The organism is Romboutsia sp. LXY-2, from assembly GCF_056171995.1.
Map to the genome: position 1 here is coordinate 519,696 of NZ_JBKFGI010000001.1, position 16,921 is coordinate 536,616.

A 16,921-nucleotide genomic window follows, 5' to 3' on the forward strand; every position below is an offset into this window, starting at 1 on the left:
TTATATAATCGTATCCTTTGGATCAATCTTACCATTTATATCTAGTAACTCTTTAGAACATATTTTTGATATATACATACTCGATAACACTCTCATTATAATATCAGTAGCTGGTTGGGCATATATAAATCCATTAAATCCGAAAACAGCATTTAAGATTAATAATAATGGTATATAAAGTAATCCTTGTCTAGATATAGATAGTATCATAGCAGGTATTGCTTTACCCATAGATTGGGCAGCAGTTGTTGCTATCATCTGCCCTCCTACAAAAGGTAATGACCATATTAATGCCCTTAATATTACTGTCCCCTTATCTATCACTTCTGATTCCTTTGTAAATAATCCTATTAATATTGGTGAACTAATTGCAAACACACCTAGTAGTACTATACCTATAATACAAGTTAGTCTAGTACCTACTTTGATTACTTCTTTTACTCTCTCTAAATTACTAGCTCCATAGCTATATCCTATAATAGGTTGGCATCCCGTAGAGAAGCCTATAAATATAAAGGTTCCTATCATCATTATCTTTGTAGCTACACCCATCCCTGCTACAGTTTTAGTTCCATACTGTATAGCTATGTTGTTTGCCACTATAGTTGCAGTCCCCATTAGTATTTGGTTGAAGGATGATGGTAAACCTATTTTAAATATTTCGCTTAATATCTTTTTATCAAAACTAAATAGTCTTAATTTCATCTTAAGAGCTGTATTACCTTTTATAAAGCATACTAAATAATATATAAATCCTACCATGTTCCCTATTATCGTAGCCAATGCTGCTCCTGATACGCCAAGATTAAATTTAAAAATAAATATAGGGTCTAATACTAGATTAAGAATTGTACCTATTACCATACCCATCATTGACTTCATAGCATTACCTTCTGCTCTCAATAATTGACCAAATGCAAAATTCCCCATTATAGCTATAGAACCTACAAGCATTATACTAACATATTGATAAGTATATCCATAAGTATCACCACTAGCTCCAAGAGCTTTTACTAAGGGTTTACAAAAAGCTAAACCTACTACAGTTACAACTATTGCAATGATTAACAATAATCCTGCCGATATTGAGGTTGTTTTATTTGCTTGTTCATAATCTGCGCTACCTAGACATCTTGAAATGTATGATGATGCCCCTGTACCTATAATACTTGCTATTCCCATTAATAACATGAATATAGGTAATGCTATATTAGATGCTGCCAGTTGACTAGAATCACCTAGCATACCTATAAAGTATGTATCTACAAGATTATAAAATACCTGTACCATCATTCCCATAACCATCGGAATAGACAACTTGACTATTGCTTTATATACTGGTTGATTTGATAATAAATCAATATTTTTTTCATTCATTTTTTACCACCTTTCTAACACTTTTATAGTATATTTCCGTTACACTTGTTTCATAACTAGATATATTATATAATCTAAAATAGTATTTCTCAATAATATCTATAAATGTGGTACAGGAGGAACTAATATGTATCAGAAAAAAAAGATAAGCGTTCAATCCAATCTAGTGAGTGGATATACGAAGCCTTAAAAGAACTAATTAATATCAAAGACTACTCTAAAATAACTGTCACAGATATCGTTAATAAAGCTAATTTAGGGAGAACTACTTTTTATAGAAATTTTGAAACTATAGATGATATTTTAAAAATAAAATGTGAAGATAAATTTAGTGATTTTCGTGAATACTGCATTAATTATTATACTTCTAACGAATTTGAAGATAAGACATTTTTGAAGCCTTTTCTTAGATATTGGTACCATAACTCTGAAATTATAGAGTTGCTTATTAAAGCTAACCGTGAAAGTATTATCAAGGAGTGTATAACTAAAGAGGTACAATTTTTTATCGGAGCTTCTTCAATTGATAAAAATCAAGTTATCTGTTCTCATTTAAACTATTTCATTGAAATGAGAGTTGCTAATTCTATTAGTATTTTAACTGAATGGATAAAAAATGATAAGAACATTGCGCCTGATGATCTTGCTGATATTATTGGCTATCAGGTTAAGGAATCGCTTAATTTAAATTTACTATTTTAGTAGTTGAGTATTCATACTTTTAATGCTGAATATGAACAAATAATCTCACTTAGTTTTTCATAATTAAAATATAGGAGCAAATTGATATGCTCCTATTCCTTTAATTTCCATTCTTATATTAGTACAATATAAAGAAATCTACTTATAATTTAATATTATTTTCACCTGCATACTTCTTTGTCCATGCACACATTTCATGAATTATAGGAGTAAAACTTTCACCATATTTAGTCATTGAGTATTCTACTGTAGGTGGAACTGTTGCATAAACTTTCCTAGAAATAATTTTACTACTTTCTAATTCTCTCAATTGCTCAGTAAGTATCTTTTGAGTAATCACCGGTATAGATTTTCTTAACTCAGTAAATCTCTTTGGGCTTTCAATTAAATACCAAAGAATCATCAACTTCCATTTCCCACCTATTAAATCTATTGTAAGCCCTAATGAGCATGTATATTCATCTTTAATTTTTGCCATTTTATCCTCCAAAAATTTATTATGAGTTTCATTTTTGTAAGTATATCACAAAAATGTGCCGTATTGTTCCGTGAAAAATAACTATATATAATAGTCTTTGCCAAGGCAATAAAAAACATATACAAAATTATAACATAATAAAAATAGATAGGAGAAATAAAAATGACATATCCAAGATCTTTTTCGCACATAGGTTTATCTGTTACAAACCTAGAGCAAGCAGTAAAATTTTATAAAGATGTTATGGGATGGTATGTAGTTATGGAACCATCTGATGTGGTTGAAGAATGTGAAACAGCTATAGGTCAAATGTGTATAGACGTATTTGGTGAAGGATGGGGAAGTTTCCGTATAGCGCATATGGTAACATCTGATGGAATAGGTGTAGAAGTATTTGAATTCCCTAATAGTGAAAAGCCTGAAAATAATTTTGAATACTGGAAGTCAGGGGTATTCCACTTCTGTATTCAAGATCCAGATGTAGAAGGAATGGTTGAGAAAATAGTAGCTAATGGTGGTAAACAAAGAATGCCAATTAGAGAATACTATCCAAATGAAAAACCATATAGAATGTGCTATGTGGAAGATCCATTCGGTATAATATTTGAGGTATATAGCCATAGTTATGAAGTAACTTACTCTTCTGGAGCATACTAAAGAATAAAAAGTGTATAAATCGTATCTCTTTATAATATGCTTTATACACTTTTTATTTAGAAATTTTCTAATTTCATCTCCTTGATTAATGAGAGAATGACATTTATTATTAAGTATATTTATATTAACATAGTATATTAATAATTTTCATTCTATTTTTACTTCCTTTGGTATTCCTAATACTTCTTATTAATTATTTATCCAATTTGAAATATCTGAAATTACAGCATCATCCACATTTCCTTTAATATCATATTCTGTTATATCTCTTTTTCCATTGCTTTTCATAAATAAATGATTTAATTTTGGATATAACTTAAATTCTGCATTATCTTTTCCATTACATAATTCTTGCCACTGTTTATAGTCAACATCTGCATATACTTGGAAATCATCTTCACCTTGTAAGAATAACATTGGTATTGATAATTCTTTTAATATTTTAGCAGTATCTATATTATTTAGACTAATCCAATACTCACTATTTATACCAAATATAGCTTGAGATTTGTCACCTTCTTTTAAATTCTTAACTTTATCAACTTCTGATTTAACTTGTTTCATAAGTTCTTCTTTTTGAGAGTCACCTTTATCTGTCATAGCATTTACTGCATCATTATTTTGGTCATATATAATATCTTCTAGTTTTCTAGGGCTACCCGCTAAGGATATTATTCCACTAACTTTATTATTTTCTTTAGCTATCTCTGGAGCAAGCATTCCTCCAAGACTATGACCAAGTACAAATATCTTTTCATTATTTAAGTCTTTATTATTTGAAGCTATATCTATTGCTAAGTTTGCATCATTTATAACTTCACCTTGAATAGTTAAATCTTTAGGTGCTGCTTCTGGATATTGGTAATAACGCTTATTATATCTTATTGATGCAATTCCATTTTCAGCTAATCCATATGCTATGTCTTTAAAAGGCTTATTAGCTACAGCTCCAATAGTTTCATCCATATCACTTTGCCCAGAACCTTGAACCATTATTACTACAGGTGGTTTTTCAACATCTTTAGGTAGCGTTAATATTCCATCTAATTTCTGCTCTCCTTCTCCTATAAATATTTCTTGTTCTTCAAATTTGTCATTTGAAGCTAATTCTTCTTTTATAGGTGCATAATTTAATAATAAACCAGCTACATTGTTATTTGAATCATAAGATAGTGTAAGTTTTAATCCATTTAGCTCATATTTAAGAATTACATCTATAATGGCCATATTGTTTTGTTCTTTATAAGATACACCATTAATACTCTCATACTTACCTATTTCTTTTACTACTCCATTCCAAGTTTCCTTCATAGTATCTTCATTAAGCTTCTTTTTAACATCTTTTGAAAAGTTTGAAACAACATTAGAAAAATCCCCACTAGCCATTTCCTCTGCATACTGCTTACTTAAATTTGTTAACTTATCTTCATCAAAACTAACTTCACTAGATGAGCTACATCCAAACATGAATAAACTAGTCACAACGCTCATCATGATAAAAATAATTCTTTTTCTTTTCACAATACCACCCCTAATTTTTTTATTTATGTACTTTATATGGTTAATGTATCATATTTTATTTTAAGTTTCTTAGCTTTGACATATAATACAGTTTTGATTACATAAGATACAGATTAAGTTTTTGAAATTTTATATTGTATAACTTCTTTACAATATAAAAAGAGCCAAGATTTCTTGGCTCTATTTGCTTTGCAATTTATTCTTCTATCTCACTCTCAGTATATGATTCAATAGGTGGTAAATCCTCTAGCTTTTCTATACTAAGTAGTTTTAAAAATTCATTTGTTGTTTTATATATTATTGGCTTTCCGATTTTATTTAATCTTCCGGCCTCTCTTATTAACTCATTTTCAAGAAGAGTTTGAAGTACTTTATCACACTTAACTCCTCTAATATCTTCTATTTCTACCTTAGTTATAGGTTGCTTATATGCAATAATAGTAAGTGTTTCTAATGTTGCCTGGCTTAATGTCTTCTTTTTCTTAGGCTCTAACACTTTCTTAATATAATCTGCATAGTTCTTATTAGTACACATTTGGTACTTGTTTTCAAGCTTTATTATCTGAATACCTCTATTATCACAAGAATACTCTTCTATTAATGTATTTAACATTATCTCTATTTCTTTTTCAGATAACTCTTCATTAACTATATAATTTAGCTCTTTTATACTAATAGGCTCTCCATATGCAAACATTACAGCTTCTATTATATGCTTTATATCTTCACGTCTCATTATATCACTTCCGATTTCTTTATTAAAATGTCATCAAAGAATAAATCTTGAACTACATATATTTCTTTAGCTTTGATTAGCTCAAGTAAAGATAGGAATGTTGCTATGATTTCATCTTTATCACAGTCATCAACTATACTAGTAAATCTAAATTCATTATTTTCCTTAATTATATCTCTAATATACCCTATTCTCTCTTCTACGGAAACTATTCTTCCCTTAACGATTTTATTTAATCTATCATCTTTAACATCTTCTTTTGATTCTACTTTTCTCACCTTTAGTATATGAGGAAGTATATTCTTTATGGCTTCTATAGATATTTCATCTAAATCTACTTTTTCATCCACTATTATTTCTTCTTTATTTCTAAAGAACAGTTCAGCTACATTGCTAACTGTACCTTTTAAGTCTTCTGCTGCTAACTTGAACTTTTTATATTCTTCAAGTTTTTCCATAAGTTCTAATCTTGGATCTTCCTCTTCTTCATCATCTTTTTGCTTGTATAGTAAATACTTTGATTTTATCTGAAGAAGCTTAGATGCCATGGTAATAAACTCACTAGTTATTTCTAAATCCATTTTTTCTAACATATTTAAATAATTAATATATTGCTTAGTTATTTCTATTATAGAAATATCTTTAATATCAATTTTTTGTTTAGAAATAAGGTCGTATAATAAATCTAATGGGCCCTCATAGACTTGTAATTGTATATTATATTTCATCAAACTACCTCTTAGTCATTTTCTATTTATGCAAAAAATCTAACTATGGTCCATAATACATTGTGTATTGGACTTAATATTATTTGGTAAACCCCTGTAAATAAAGCTATTAATAATATTACATAACTCATACTTTCATATTTATATATAAATTCATTGTATTTATATGGTATGAAAGTAGATATTACTCCCCATCCATCTAGTGGTGGTATTGGAAGTAAGTTAAATGCTGCAAACCCTAAGTTATATAATATAGTCGTATAAGCAATTAAATTTATTGCATACATATTAACACTCTTATTTATAAGTACACAAACTATTGCTGTTAGTACGTTTGCTATTACACCTGCAAGTGATACTATCAAATTTCCTACCTTGTAGCTTTTAAAATTATTTGGATTAACTGGCACTGGCTTTGCCCACCCAAATTTAAATATTAATAACATTATTAACCCTATAGGATCTACGTGTGCTGCAGGGTTTAAAGTCATTCTACCGTTCATCTTTGCCGTATCATCACCTAGTAAATGTGCTGCATAGGCGTGACCAAATTCATGCACTGATATAGCTATGGCAATTGCCACTAAACTTACTAATATATCAACAAAACCATTCATATAATTTCTCTCCTACTTTTTTTCGTTTTAATACCATTATACCAATATATATTATTATAATCAAAACTTTTATGCATATTTCAAGGTTATAGGACAAAATACATAGCAATTACTTATAAGCTATCATAGATTCCTTGTACATAAAAAAGTCTTGTGTCTAATAAATTAAACACAAGACTTTGTATCTTATAATAAGTTATCAATAACTCTTTGAAGCATTTTTAAATAACTTGCTTTATTAATATCTTTAGTATTTACTAAATCAACTTTACCAATTAACTTATCATCCTTGTAAACCTCAACATTACCAAGAACTGTTCCTGCTTTTATTGGTAAACTTGGGTTTTCACTTACTTTTATTTTCTTAGTAAAGTCTTTTGCGCTACCTTTTTTAATTAATAACGATAAATCTTCTTTAGCTACTAAATCAACCTTATTTTCTTCTGCTTTATCTAATGTAAGACTAGCTATATTATCACCTTTAGAACATAGCTTTACACTTTCATAATTAGCAAAACCATAGTTTAATAATTCTGTTGCATCTTTAAATCTTTCTGGAGAAGTTTGCGCACCTAGTGTTGCTGCTACTAAATGTGTCTCTCCTCTTTTAGCAGATGCTGATAAACAGTATTTTGCTTCTTGTGTAAATCCAGTTTTAACTCCTGTAGCTCCTTGGTAGTGCTTAATTAATTTATTTGTATTAGCTAATCCTACAGTAACTTGTTTTTTACCTACTACTACTTGATCCATCCATGTAGTTAAGTATTTATTTATTACATCATGTTTTAATAATTCCTTTGACATTATTGCTATATCATGTGCTGAAGTATAATGATTCTCTACTGGTAAACCATTTGTGTTAGCAAAATGTGTATCATTCATTCCTAATTCTTTAGCTTTTGCATTCATCATGTCTACAAAGCCTTCAACGCTACCTGCAACGTACTCTGCCATTGCAACACAACCATCATTTGCTGAGGCAACTGCGATACCTTTTAGTAAGTCATCTACTTTTTGACTTTCTCCTGCTTCTAAGAATATTTGAGAACCACCCATACTAGAAGCATTTTCACTTATTTGAACTTGGTCATCAATCTTTATCTTTCCACTTTCTAATGCTTCACATATAAGTAACATAGTCATTACTTTTGTTACACTAGCTGGTGGTAATTTTTCATGAGAGTTTTTCTCATAAAGTATTTGTCCACTTCCTACATCCATCAGTATTGCTGATTTGGAAGAAATATTTATTGGTGCGCTATCTCCATTTGCAAAAGATGTTCCTAAAGTACTAGATGCTAGGAGTATAGCCAATACTAAACTAGCCAATTTTTTCATCACTGTCACCTCTATATATTTATTTAAGCTTATTTTCTCATAGTTTACATTTTTTTATTCGAAGAGCTGTATATATTTCCATGTAAGTTTCTTTTTTCTTCTAATTTTTTAAAATGTCCAGCTAAAGAACCTTGACTATTGGCATTTTCGATTATGTCAAATACATCATCATGACCCATACCATAATCTGCTGCTATTTCCATTCTTAGTTGTTTTAGCGCTTTTTTTGCATTACTATCAACTATTTTACTCATATTAATCCTCCTCTAATATTTGATATATATAAGTATTTTTTCCTAAATCTCCCTACTTATAGATGGTATTTTATAGAAATAAAAATAATCTCATCATAAAGCTTTTTAATTCTTATACAATGAGATTTTTTTATATTCTATAAAATTTTTATATTACTTGTAATCATCTTCTATAGTTTTAGCTAGTATCTTGTTTATATTATCCATTAGTATTGTTATTTCTCTCTCGCTTGTTAGATAATTACTTACTTTTTTATTGCCATTCGCCTTCTTTTGTATGCTTTCAATTTTTCTTTGGAGCTTTTTATCTATAGGTAGGTTTCTCATTGTTTGCTTTTGGATTTCCATTTGAATTATTCTGTAGTCTTTTAAAAGAGCTTCTGCATTTTTATCTTTCTTAACCTCTTTCATACTGTTTTTAAAATGTTTATACTCTTTGCTACTTTTAATTTCACTAGCTAGCTTTGTAGCTGTATCATAAACGCCCATAAATACCTCCTAAGTAATCATTAACTAATATTTTATTGAATAACAATTTATTGCAACTTATGTTTTATTATTTATCTGTACATATTTTCTTGCACAAAAAAAGATTGAATATAATAAATTATATTCAATCTTTTGGAATTATACCTCCATTATAATCGGAAGTATCATTGGATTTCTTTTAGTTTTTTGATATAGGTATTCTTTTAAGTTTTCTTTTATATTATTCTTTAAGTATGCCCATTCTTTTATGTTTCTTTCTTCGCAATCCTTTAACACGTTCTTGATTACATCTTTTGCTCCATCCATTAAATCTTCAGATTCTCTTACATATACAAATCCTCTAGATATTATGTCTGGACCAGCTAAAACTTTTCCATCTTCTTTTGATATTGTTACAACAACTATCATTAATCCATCTTCTGATAAATGTTTTCTATCTCTTAATACTATGTTCCCAACATCTCCAACACCTAATCCATCTACTAATACATTACCTGTTGGTACATGAGAAGTTACTTTTGCAGAATTTTTATCTAATTCTAAAACTTCTCCTGTTTGCATTACAAATATATTTTGGCTTGGCATTCCTAATTCTTCAGCTAATTCAGCGTGTCTTTTTAACATTCTGTATTCCCCGTGCGCTGGCATAAAGAACTTAGGTTTTACTAATCTTTGCATAAGCTTTAATTCTTCTTGGCAAGCATGACCAGAAACATGTATATCAACTATATCGTTATATACTACTTCTGCACCTTTTTCGAATAATCTATTTACTACTTTAGATATTAATTTTTCATTTCCTGGTATTGGGTGAGCTGATATTATTACTAAATCGCCTCTTCTTATTTCTACTTTCTTATGCTCTGAACTTGACATTCTAGCAAGAGCTGACATAGGCTCTCCTTGTGAACCAGTTGTTATTAGTACTATTTCATTATCTTCATATTTAGATAAATCATTTAAGTCTATTAATACGTCATCATCTATATCTAAATATCCTAAATCCTTAGCAACTCCCACAACGTTCACCATAGATCTACCTGATACAGCTACTTTTCTATTGAACTTTTGAGCTGTATTTATTATTTGTTGTAATCTATGAATATTTGAAGCAAACGTAGCAACTATTATTCTGCTATTCTCCGCTTTTCTAAATAAATCATCTAACCCTACTCCTACAGTTCGCTCTGACATTGTTGAACCTGGTCTTTCAGCGTTAGTACTATCAGCTAACATTAAAAGAACGCCTTTTTGACTCAACTCACAGATTCTATGCATATCCATAACTTCTCCATCAATTGGTGTTAAGTCTATCTTAAAATCTCCTGTGTGGTATATTATACCTTGATCTGTATGAACAGCTATAGAACAAGCATCCGGTATACTGTGGTTATTCTTTATAAATTCCACTTCCATGTTGCTTAGCTTTATTATTTGTCTAGGTTTTACTTCGTGTAATTTAACGTTATTTAATTTGTGTTCCTTTAATTTTACTTGTATTAATCCTATACTTAATCTTGCCCCGTAAATTGGTACATTTATCTTTCTTAGGATATATGGAAGCGCTCCGATGTGGTCCTCATGACCATGCGTTATAAATATACCTTTTATCTTGTCCTTATTTTTCACTAAATAAGTTATATCCGGTATTACTATATCTACCCCTAACATTTCGTCTTCTGGGAAACTAAGCCCCGCATCAATTACAATTATCTCGTCTTTATACTCAACAACTGTCATATTTTTCCCGACTTCGTTAAGTCCACCAAGCGCCATAACTTTAATCTTGTTGGCGTTTTTTCTGAACAATTACATCCTCTCCTTCTGTCTATTTAGTTGTATCTTTTATACACGTTCTATAAATTTTATTAATATCAAATCACGCACTCTTTACCATTATTATCATTGTACCATATTTTTGATTATATTTTAAGTCATAATTAAAATACATTTCTAGTATTATTTTGACAAACCTATTTTATTCTGATATTCTCTCAATATATTGATAAATTTAATAGTTTAAAATAGGGGGTAATATGCGCGGTAAAACACATTGTACAATAGGTATCTTAGCAGCGATTCAAGCTTCTATTCTATTTAAAATTCCTATTTCTCTGTTTAACCTAATGATTTCAGCAATTTTTTCTCTATTGCCAGATTTAGATGAATCTAATTCTATTGTTTCTGATTTCTTTTTTAAAAAGAAAGTATCTAAGTTTTTATATAAATTATTAATATATATGATTAATGTAATTATTTTCTTTGTATCTTTAAAAATAAATGATAACTTTTACATAAGCTCTATTGTTACATTTATGGCAATAATAATTATTGAATCTAAATTAACACATTTATTTTTAAGAAAAATATTCTTATCATTAATTTTTATATTACTTGCTCTGTGCTTATATTTTATTGATGCACAAATTTATTTTATAATTTTCACTTTGATGCTTGCTATATTTCCTTGGCTTAAACATAGAAGTTTTTCTCATAGCATCTTTGCCATAGTAATAATATACTTCTTATTGAAACAAATCGAGCTACTAACTAATATATCCAATTTATCATTTTTTGGTACTATAAGTTATGCTAGTCATATATTTTTAGGAGATTTATTTACAAGACAAGGCGTTCCCCTTTTTTATCCCTTAAATGATAAAAAAATTTCTCTAGGATTTTTAAAAGTAGGAGGAACTTTAAGCAATTTGCTTGAGATTTTATTTATAATAATTCTCGTAGGTTTGATAATTTTTTCAATAATAAAAATATAAGTCCCATTCGGGACTTATTTTATTTACTACAATCTTCACATAAACCATAAAACTTAACATCATGGTCAAGTATTTTAAATTTATATAATTCTTGTATTTCTTTTTCAATATTATCTAATAAATCTTCTTCAGCTTCCATTATTTTACCACAACTTTTACAAATTAGATGGTGATGGTTATGACAATCATCTTTGTCTAAACTTAATTCATATCTTATACATCCGTCGTCTAAGTTAAGCTTAGATATTACATCTATTTCATCTAATAATTGCATAGTTCTATAAACTGTAGCTAGTCCTATTTCTGGACAATCAACTCTTACTAAATCATATATTTCTTCACTACTTAAATGAGTGTGATTGTTTTTTAATAGTATCTCTATTATAGCCCTTCTTTGTGGCGTTATTTTAAATCCCGTTTCTTTTAACTTCTCTTTTAATATATCCATTGTACTCATCATAATATCACCCTTATTTTTCAATTGATAATCTTTATTAATTATTTTAATTGATAATCAGTTATTTGTCAATACCAATAAAAACAATTAATTACTGATTTTTATAAATGAAGTTGTGTAGCATTTCTATGTTTTTTTCTTTATTCCAGTCTACTACAAAACTTCCATTTAATTTTGTTTCTTCTCTATATTCCTCTTTAGGAAACTCTAATTGCTTCATTTCATAGCTTGCTAATTCATGTGAAGTAAAAGCCATTTTTATAAGTTGATTAAAAGCTATATTTACATCTACGTTTCTAACTAAACTCTTTATTATTGATGGATATTTAGAAATAGATGTATTTGATAATTTGTCAGCTATATTTGTTAATATTGCTCTTTGCCTTTCATCTCTTTTATAAATAGTATCCATTTTTCTAATTCTTGCGTAAGCTAAAGTTTGATAACCATTAAGATGTTGGTTTCCACTTGTAGTAATATATCTAATTTCCTCTTCATTATTTGATGATAAATTATAACAAGCACTTATCACTTTGTTTAATTGACCTATTTCATTTTCTTTAACTTCCATATCTACACCACCAATAATATCCACTATTTCAATGAAAGAATTAAAGTCTACAATTGCATAGTCTTTTATATCCATATTTAAATTTTTATTGATAGTTTCTAATAACAAATCAATTTCACCATATGCATAGGCATGATTAATCTTATCTAAGCCTTTACCAGGTATTTCTACTAATGTATCTCTAGCTATAGAAGTTAATTTCAAACACTTATTAAGGTTATCTATAGTTAAAATTATCATAGTATCTGATCTATTTACGGAAGAATCTTTTGTACCATCTTTACCAATCAAAAGTATATTTTCAACCAGATGATCATAGGGATTCTCACTTTGATTTGCAAAACTTTGATTATTATTAAAGCTAAATAAAACACATGAAATTAAAGCCAATATTATAGCAATTTTCTTTTTCATATTTTATCAACACCTTTATAATGAATTGTAATATTATATATTTTCCCCTTTATAGACCAATTTACACATATATATTTTATGTAATAAAAAAACTCTCTCATTTAATAACGAGAGAGTTTAATATTATATTATTCTAAGAACATTTTCATATCATCTTCAACATTAGTTATTCCACCTATGCCAAAGTTTTCAACTAAAACCTTAGCTACATTTGGTGATAAGAATGCTGGAAGTGTTGGTCCTAGATGTATATTTTTCACACCTAAGTATAATAATGATAATAATACTATTACAGCTTTTTGCTCATACCAAGCTATGTTATAAGCTATTGGTAATTCATTTATATCATTAAGTTCAAATACTTCTTTTAATTTAAGTGCTATTAGAGCTAATGAGTATGAGTCATTACATTGACCTGCATCTAGTACCCTAGGTATTCCACCTATATCACCTAAATCTAATTTATTATATTTGTATTTTGCACATCCTGCTGTTAATATTACAGTATCTTTTGGTAATGCCTTTGCAAAATCAGTATAGTAATTTCTTGACTTAGCTCTTCCATCACATCCTGCCATTACAAAGAATTTCTTTATTGCTCCAGATTTTACTGCATCAACTACTGCATCTGCAAGTGCAAATACTTGATTATGTGCAAATCCACCTATTATTTCTCCAGTTTCGATTTCTTTTGGAGGAGCACATTTTTTAGCTTGCTCTATTATTTCTGAGAAATCTTTGTTATCTTCGCTTATACCTTTTATATGCTTAACTCCGACAAATCCTGCAGCACCTGTTGTGTATATTCTATCTTTGTAGCTATCTTTTGGTGGCACTATACAGTTTGTAGTCATAAGTATTGGTCCATTAAAACTTTCAAACTCTTCTTTTTGCTTCCACCAAGCATTTCCGTAGTTTCCTGCAAAGTGAGAATACTTTTTAAATGCTGGATAGTAATGAGCTGGTAGCATTTCTGAGTGAGTATATACATCTACTCCTGTACCTTCTGTTTGCTTTAATAATAATTCTAGATCTTTTAAATCATGCCCTGATACAAGTATTCCTGGGTTATTTCTTACACCTATGTTTACTTTAGTTATTTCTGGATGTCCGTAAGTTCCTGTATTTGCACTATCAAGTAGAGCCATACCATCTACCCCAACCTTACCAGTTTCAAGCGTTAAACCTATTAACTCATCTATACTTAAGTTATCGTCTAGTGTTTTTGCTAATGCTGACTGCATAAATGCATTTACTTCTTCATTATCATATCCTAAAGCATTTGCATGCTTCATATATGCAGATAATCCTTTAAGACCATATATTATAAGCTCTCTTAAACTTCTTACATCTTCATCTTTAGTAGCAAGTACTCCTACTTTAGTAGATTTTTCATCTAGTATTTTATTTATATCAACTGATTCTTTTCCACTTCCAAGTATTGCATTTTTGATTTTACTTAATACATTAACTTTATCGTCCATCTCAGCGTTTGAATTTGCATTCCATAATGCTGCTTCTGATAAATTATCTTTATTTTCTAATTTAGCTAATAAAGCTTCTTTAACTGCTAAGGTTTCTTTAACCCTTGCATAAAATACTGCATCATCAAAGTTTGCATTAGTTATTGTAGTGAATAAATTTATAGTTATTAAATTATTTATCTCTGAATCTATTAGACTTCCTTCTGCTCTAAGTCTAGTAGTTACTTCTGATAAACCTTTTGTTGCATATACTAATAAGTCTTGCATTCTTGCTAAATCTGGTGATTTACCACATACTCCGAATTTTGTACATCCACTACAACCTGCTGTTTCTTGACATTGATAACAAAACATTAAATTTTCCATATTTATCTCTCCCATTAAAATGTATATTTTTATACTCTTTTAGAGTTTAAATTTATTTTATAATTTATTCTTAGTAAAATTAATTTATACTAAGAATAAAGGTTTAACTATTTTCTTTCACTTATAGAGTACTCTATTTCACTTTTTTGTATAAATTCAAAATTGCCATTTACTTCATTTACAAATGCTTTTATCCATAAATTTCTTAAATCATAGAATACTTCAACATCCATTCCTTCTTTTTGCCATATATCTTCATGAACGCAAATTCTTCTTTTCCACTCAACGATATTATCTTGTGAAACAATAACTTCATTAACTCTATCGCAAGGCATACCGTCTAATATATAATCATTTAAGCTATCATATATGTCTTTTGCATTTAGAAGATTCTTATTGATTTTTACTTCTTTAGCAGCTTTAATACCTTGATGTATATATACATTCTCTAATTTAACTAAATTATTTTTATTATTTTCTAGCACAACTTTAGTCCATGATGCCATTCTTCCTTCTGAAGAATGTATTTTACTTTGTAACCATCCATGTATGTTACTTGTGTCTATTATTTCTTCTAGATTTTTATTTTGAGTTTTCTCTCCATATTTTAAATCTATTTCATTTTTAATTTCTTCTATATTTAATCCTTCTTTTTTAGCTAACTTAATAATCTCATCTTCTAAGCCTTCAAACCATAAAATCTTATCAAATAGCCAATAGTGTATTTTTCCTAAAAATAAACTCATTTTAATTCTCCTTATATTAATGTGTATTTTTTATACCCTTTTATGATATACATATTCTTTTAATTTTTAATTTGTTACTATGTTTACAGTATATTACAATACTTATAAAATATCTGTAACGTAGGTTACTTATTTCAAGTTTTATAAAAAAATTTTTATATTTTTAATTCTAAAAAAAAGATTTATATAATGGTATATTATAGTAAAAACTTTAACAGAGAAGAATATAATCTAGAAGATATCCTTTAAAAGACGATACCGTCTAGATTAATATATTTTTCTCCACCTTCAGACTTCATAAGCCATCCTACCCAACAAGTACTACATCCCTTTAGACTATTATAATTCGTTCAATTTTTTTAAAATTTCATCTAAATTTAATCCATGTATTTCACAAGCTTGCTCTAACTTTTCCATCTGCGCTGATGGGCAACCAATACAGCCCATACCATAACTCATGAGTATTTGAGCTGCATTTGGTTTAGACTTTATTATATCTGCTATTATAGTATCTTTAGTTATCATTTTTTTGCTCCTTAATATCTGCTATTTTTAAAACTTCATCTTTAAATCTATCTATTTTTATTTTATCAATGAAATCTCCTAGTTTTTCGCCTAGTTGAGCATTTTCATTATAATATTCTAATATAGTTTTAACTAAAATAAATACTTCGTCTTCTGTTAATCCTTTTATTAAAATATCAGCACTACGTGGATTAAATCCTGCACTTCCACCTACTGTTATAAAAAACTTTCCATCAATATCAACTAAAACTCCGATATCTTTTGAATAAACGCTTGTACATGCATTTCTACAGCCAGCAACACCTATTTTTGTTCGGCATGGTAAATCCATTCCATGAAAATTCTTGCTTATTTTCATTCCGATACCGATGGTTGGATATTTGGATCTTTTACAAAAATTTGCCGGACATATTTCAACATTCTTTAATGAATTTTGGCTTTTAACTGCTGGCTTCATTCCTAATTCATTCCATATGGCTTGTAAATCCTCTTGTTCTAAATTTGTGATTAAAATTCTTTGACCAGAAGTAAGCTTTAAAACACCATTGTATTTTTTTGCAACCTCTCCTATTTTTATAAGATCATCTGCAATTATAAATCCCCCTGGAATGTGTGGAGTTATAGCAAATGTCCTTTTTCCTTCTTTAATTTTTTGTAGATTTCCATAAGCACTCATTTATATTTTCC

The 16,921-nt window shown here is 28.6% G+C and carries 19 protein-coding genes; 3 read left to right on the forward strand and 16 right to left on the reverse strand.

Annotated elements, in window-relative coordinates:
• Window positions 1-1,377 carry an MATE family efflux transporter gene (locus ACI48P_RS02510; RefSeq protein WP_475213146.1) on the reverse strand — a complete coding sequence of 459 codons (1,377 nt, stop codon included), beginning with the start codon at window positions 1,375-1,377 and terminating at the stop codon, window positions 1-3.
• 174 nt (window positions 1,378-1,551) lie between these two features.
• Between ACI48P_RS02510 and ACI48P_RS02515 the strand changes: the two genes are divergently transcribed.
• Complete coding sequence (locus tag ACI48P_RS02515) at window positions 1,552-2,079, forward strand: TetR/AcrR family transcriptional regulator (RefSeq protein ID WP_475214125.1); 528 nt, start codon at window positions 1,552-1,554, stop codon at window positions 2,077-2,079.
• Between the two features lie 142 nt (window positions 2,080-2,221).
• Here ACI48P_RS02515 and ACI48P_RS02520 read toward each other — a convergent pair whose 3' ends face one another.
• Window positions 2,222-2,557 (reverse strand): winged helix-turn-helix transcriptional regulator, encoded by a 336-nt coding sequence (locus tag ACI48P_RS02520; RefSeq protein ID WP_475213148.1) that lies wholly within the window; start codon window positions 2,555-2,557, stop codon window positions 2,222-2,224.
• Between the two features lie 162 nt (window positions 2,558-2,719).
• On the opposite strand from ACI48P_RS02520, the gene ACI48P_RS02525 reads away from it, so the two are divergent.
• Complete coding sequence (locus tag ACI48P_RS02525) at window positions 2,720-3,214, forward strand: lactoylglutathione lyase family protein (protein ID WP_475213149.1); 495 nt, start codon at window positions 2,720-2,722, stop codon at window positions 3,212-3,214.
• Between the two features lie 189 nt (window positions 3,215-3,403).
• Here ACI48P_RS02525 and ACI48P_RS02530 read toward each other — a convergent pair whose 3' ends face one another.
• The 8 genes from ACI48P_RS02530 to ACI48P_RS02565 all read right to left on the reverse strand — a co-directional run bounded on the left by ACI48P_RS02530 (window position 3,404) and on the right by ACI48P_RS02565 (window position 10,673).
• On the reverse strand, window positions 3,404-4,735 hold the full coding sequence (locus ACI48P_RS02530) for an alpha/beta hydrolase (protein WP_475213151.1): 1,332 nt from the start codon (window positions 4,733-4,735) through the stop codon (window positions 3,404-3,406).
• Between the two features lie 196 nt (window positions 4,736-4,931).
• Entirely contained in the window at window positions 4,932-5,471 is a 540-nt protein-coding gene (scpB, locus tag ACI48P_RS02535) for an SMC-Scp complex subunit ScpB (protein WP_475213153.1), read from the reverse strand.
• The gene (locus ACI48P_RS02540; RefSeq protein WP_475213155.1) at window positions 5,471-6,199 is read right to left on the reverse strand and encodes a segregation and condensation protein A; all 729 of its coding nucleotides are present in this window, start codon (window positions 6,197-6,199) and stop codon (window positions 5,471-5,473) included. Before ACI48P_RS02540 ends, scpB begins: the two co-directional genes overlap by 1 nt.
• A gap of 26 nt (window positions 6,200-6,225) precedes the next feature.
• On the reverse strand, window positions 6,226-6,816 hold the full coding sequence (locus tag ACI48P_RS02545) for a site-2 protease family protein (RefSeq protein ID WP_475213157.1): 591 nt from the start codon (window positions 6,814-6,816) through the stop codon (window positions 6,226-6,228).
• A 186-nt stretch (window positions 6,817-7,002) separates the two neighbouring features.
• A complete protein-coding gene (locus ACI48P_RS02550) occupies window positions 7,003-8,154 on the reverse strand; it encodes a D-alanyl-D-alanine carboxypeptidase family protein (RefSeq protein ID WP_475213159.1) in 1,152 nt (383 codons plus the stop codon).
• Between the two features lie 44 nt (window positions 8,155-8,198).
• Entirely contained in the window at window positions 8,199-8,408 is a 210-nt protein-coding gene (locus tag ACI48P_RS02555) for a CD1290 family small acid-soluble spore protein (RefSeq protein WP_475213161.1), read from the reverse strand.
• 153 nt (window positions 8,409-8,561) lie between these two features.
• Window positions 8,562-8,897, reverse strand: a complete 336-nt coding sequence (locus ACI48P_RS02560) for a YlbF family regulator (protein WP_475213163.1) — start codon at window positions 8,895-8,897, stop codon at window positions 8,562-8,564.
• Window positions 8,898-9,035: 138 nt separating this feature from the next.
• Window positions 9,036-10,673: a ribonuclease J gene (locus ACI48P_RS02565; protein WP_475214127.1), complete on the reverse strand. Its 1,638-nt coding sequence runs from the start codon at window positions 10,671-10,673 to the stop codon at window positions 9,036-9,038.
• A gap of 260 nt (window positions 10,674-10,933) precedes the next feature.
• Between ACI48P_RS02565 and ACI48P_RS02570 the strand changes: the two genes are divergently transcribed.
• The gene (locus tag ACI48P_RS02570) at window positions 10,934-11,671 is read left to right on the forward strand and encodes a metal-dependent hydrolase (protein ID WP_475213165.1); all 738 of its coding nucleotides are present in this window, start codon (window positions 10,934-10,936) and stop codon (window positions 11,669-11,671) included.
• A 19-nt stretch (window positions 11,672-11,690) separates the two neighbouring features.
• Here the strand turns inward: ACI48P_RS02570 and ACI48P_RS02575 are convergent, their stop codons facing one another.
• The 6 genes from ACI48P_RS02575 to ACI48P_RS02600 form a co-directional block, all read right to left on the reverse strand.
• Entirely contained in the window at window positions 11,691-12,131 is a 441-nt protein-coding gene (locus ACI48P_RS02575; protein ID WP_475213167.1) for a Fur family transcriptional regulator, read from the reverse strand.
• A gap of 88 nt (window positions 12,132-12,219) precedes the next feature.
• Complete coding sequence (locus ACI48P_RS02580; protein ID WP_475213169.1) at window positions 12,220-13,113, reverse strand: LCP family protein; 894 nt, start codon at window positions 13,111-13,113, stop codon at window positions 12,220-12,222.
• A gap of 128 nt (window positions 13,114-13,241) precedes the next feature.
• Window positions 13,242-14,963 carry a hydroxylamine reductase gene (gene hcp / locus ACI48P_RS02585; RefSeq protein WP_475213171.1) on the reverse strand — a complete coding sequence of 574 codons (1,722 nt, stop codon included), beginning with the start codon at window positions 14,961-14,963 and terminating at the stop codon, window positions 13,242-13,244.
• Window positions 14,964-15,070: 107 nt separating this feature from the next.
• Window positions 15,071-15,709: a hypothetical protein gene (locus ACI48P_RS02590; RefSeq protein ID WP_475213173.1), complete on the reverse strand. Its 639-nt coding sequence runs from the start codon at window positions 15,707-15,709 to the stop codon at window positions 15,071-15,073.
• A gap of 339 nt (window positions 15,710-16,048) precedes the next feature.
• Window positions 16,049-16,234 carry a DUF1858 domain-containing protein gene (locus tag ACI48P_RS02595; protein ID WP_475213175.1) on the reverse strand — a complete coding sequence of 62 codons (186 nt, stop codon included), beginning with the start codon at window positions 16,232-16,234 and terminating at the stop codon, window positions 16,049-16,051.
• Entirely contained in the window at window positions 16,224-16,910 is a 687-nt protein-coding gene (locus ACI48P_RS02600) for a nitrite/sulfite reductase domain-containing protein (RefSeq protein WP_475213177.1), read from the reverse strand. The genes ACI48P_RS02595 and ACI48P_RS02600 overlap by 11 nt, the downstream gene beginning before the upstream one ends.
• Window positions 16,911-16,921: the final 11 nt, after the last annotated feature.

Bases quoted from the DNA above. Each gene is read 5' to 3' on its own strand.
- ACI48P_RS02510 (WP_475213146.1), bottom strand. From the start codon at position 1,377: ATGAATGAAAAAAATATTGATTTATTATCAAATCAACCAGTATATAAA.
- ACI48P_RS02520 (WP_475213148.1), bottom strand. From the start codon at position 2,557: ATGGCAAAAATTAAAGATGAATATACATGCTCATTAGGGCTTACAATA.
- ACI48P_RS02525 (WP_475213149.1), top strand. From the start codon at position 2,720: ATGACATATCCAAGATCTTTTTCGCACATAGGTTTATCTGTTACAAAC.
- scpB (WP_475213153.1), bottom strand. From the start codon at position 5,471: ATGAGACGTGAAGATATAAAGCATATAATAGAAGCTGTAATGTTTGCA.
- ACI48P_RS02540 (WP_475213155.1), bottom strand. From the start codon at position 6,199: ATGAAATATAATATACAATTACAAGTCTATGAGGGCCCATTAGATTTA.
- ACI48P_RS02545 (WP_475213157.1), bottom strand. From the start codon at position 6,816: ATGAATGGTTTTGTTGATATATTAGTAAGTTTAGTGGCAATTGCCATA.
- ACI48P_RS02550 (WP_475213159.1), bottom strand. From the start codon at position 8,154: ATGAAAAAATTGGCTAGTTTAGTATTGGCTATACTCCTAGCATCTAGT.
- ACI48P_RS02555 (WP_475213161.1), bottom strand. From the start codon at position 8,408: ATGAGTAAAATAGTTGATAGTAATGCAAAAAAAGCGCTAAAACAACTA.
- ACI48P_RS02560 (WP_475213163.1), bottom strand. From the start codon at position 8,897: ATGGGCGTTTATGATACAGCTACAAAGCTAGCTAGTGAAATTAAAAGT.
- ACI48P_RS02565 (WP_475214127.1), bottom strand. From the start codon at position 10,673: ATGGCGCTTGGTGGACTTAACGAAGTCGGGAAAAATATGACAGTTGTT.
- ACI48P_RS02570 (WP_475213165.1), top strand. From the start codon at position 10,934: ATGCGCGGTAAAACACATTGTACAATAGGTATCTTAGCAGCGATTCAA.
- ACI48P_RS02575 (WP_475213167.1), bottom strand. From the start codon at position 12,131: ATGATGAGTACAATGGATATATTAAAAGAGAAGTTAAAAGAAACGGGA.
- ACI48P_RS02580 (WP_475213169.1), bottom strand. From the start codon at position 13,113: ATGAAAAAGAAAATTGCTATAATATTGGCTTTAATTTCATGTGTTTTA.
- hcp (WP_475213171.1), bottom strand. From the start codon at position 14,963: ATGGAAAATTTAATGTTTTGTTATCAATGTCAAGAAACAGCAGGTTGT.
- ACI48P_RS02590 (WP_475213173.1), bottom strand. From the start codon at position 15,709: ATGAGTTTATTTTTAGGAAAAATACACTATTGGCTATTTGATAAGATT.
- ACI48P_RS02595 (WP_475213175.1), bottom strand. From the start codon at position 16,234: ATGATAACTAAAGATACTATAATAGCAGATATAATAAAGTCTAAACCA.
- ACI48P_RS02600 (WP_475213177.1), bottom strand. From the start codon at position 16,910: ATGAGTGCTTATGGAAATCTACAAAAAATTAAAGAAGGAAAAAGGACA.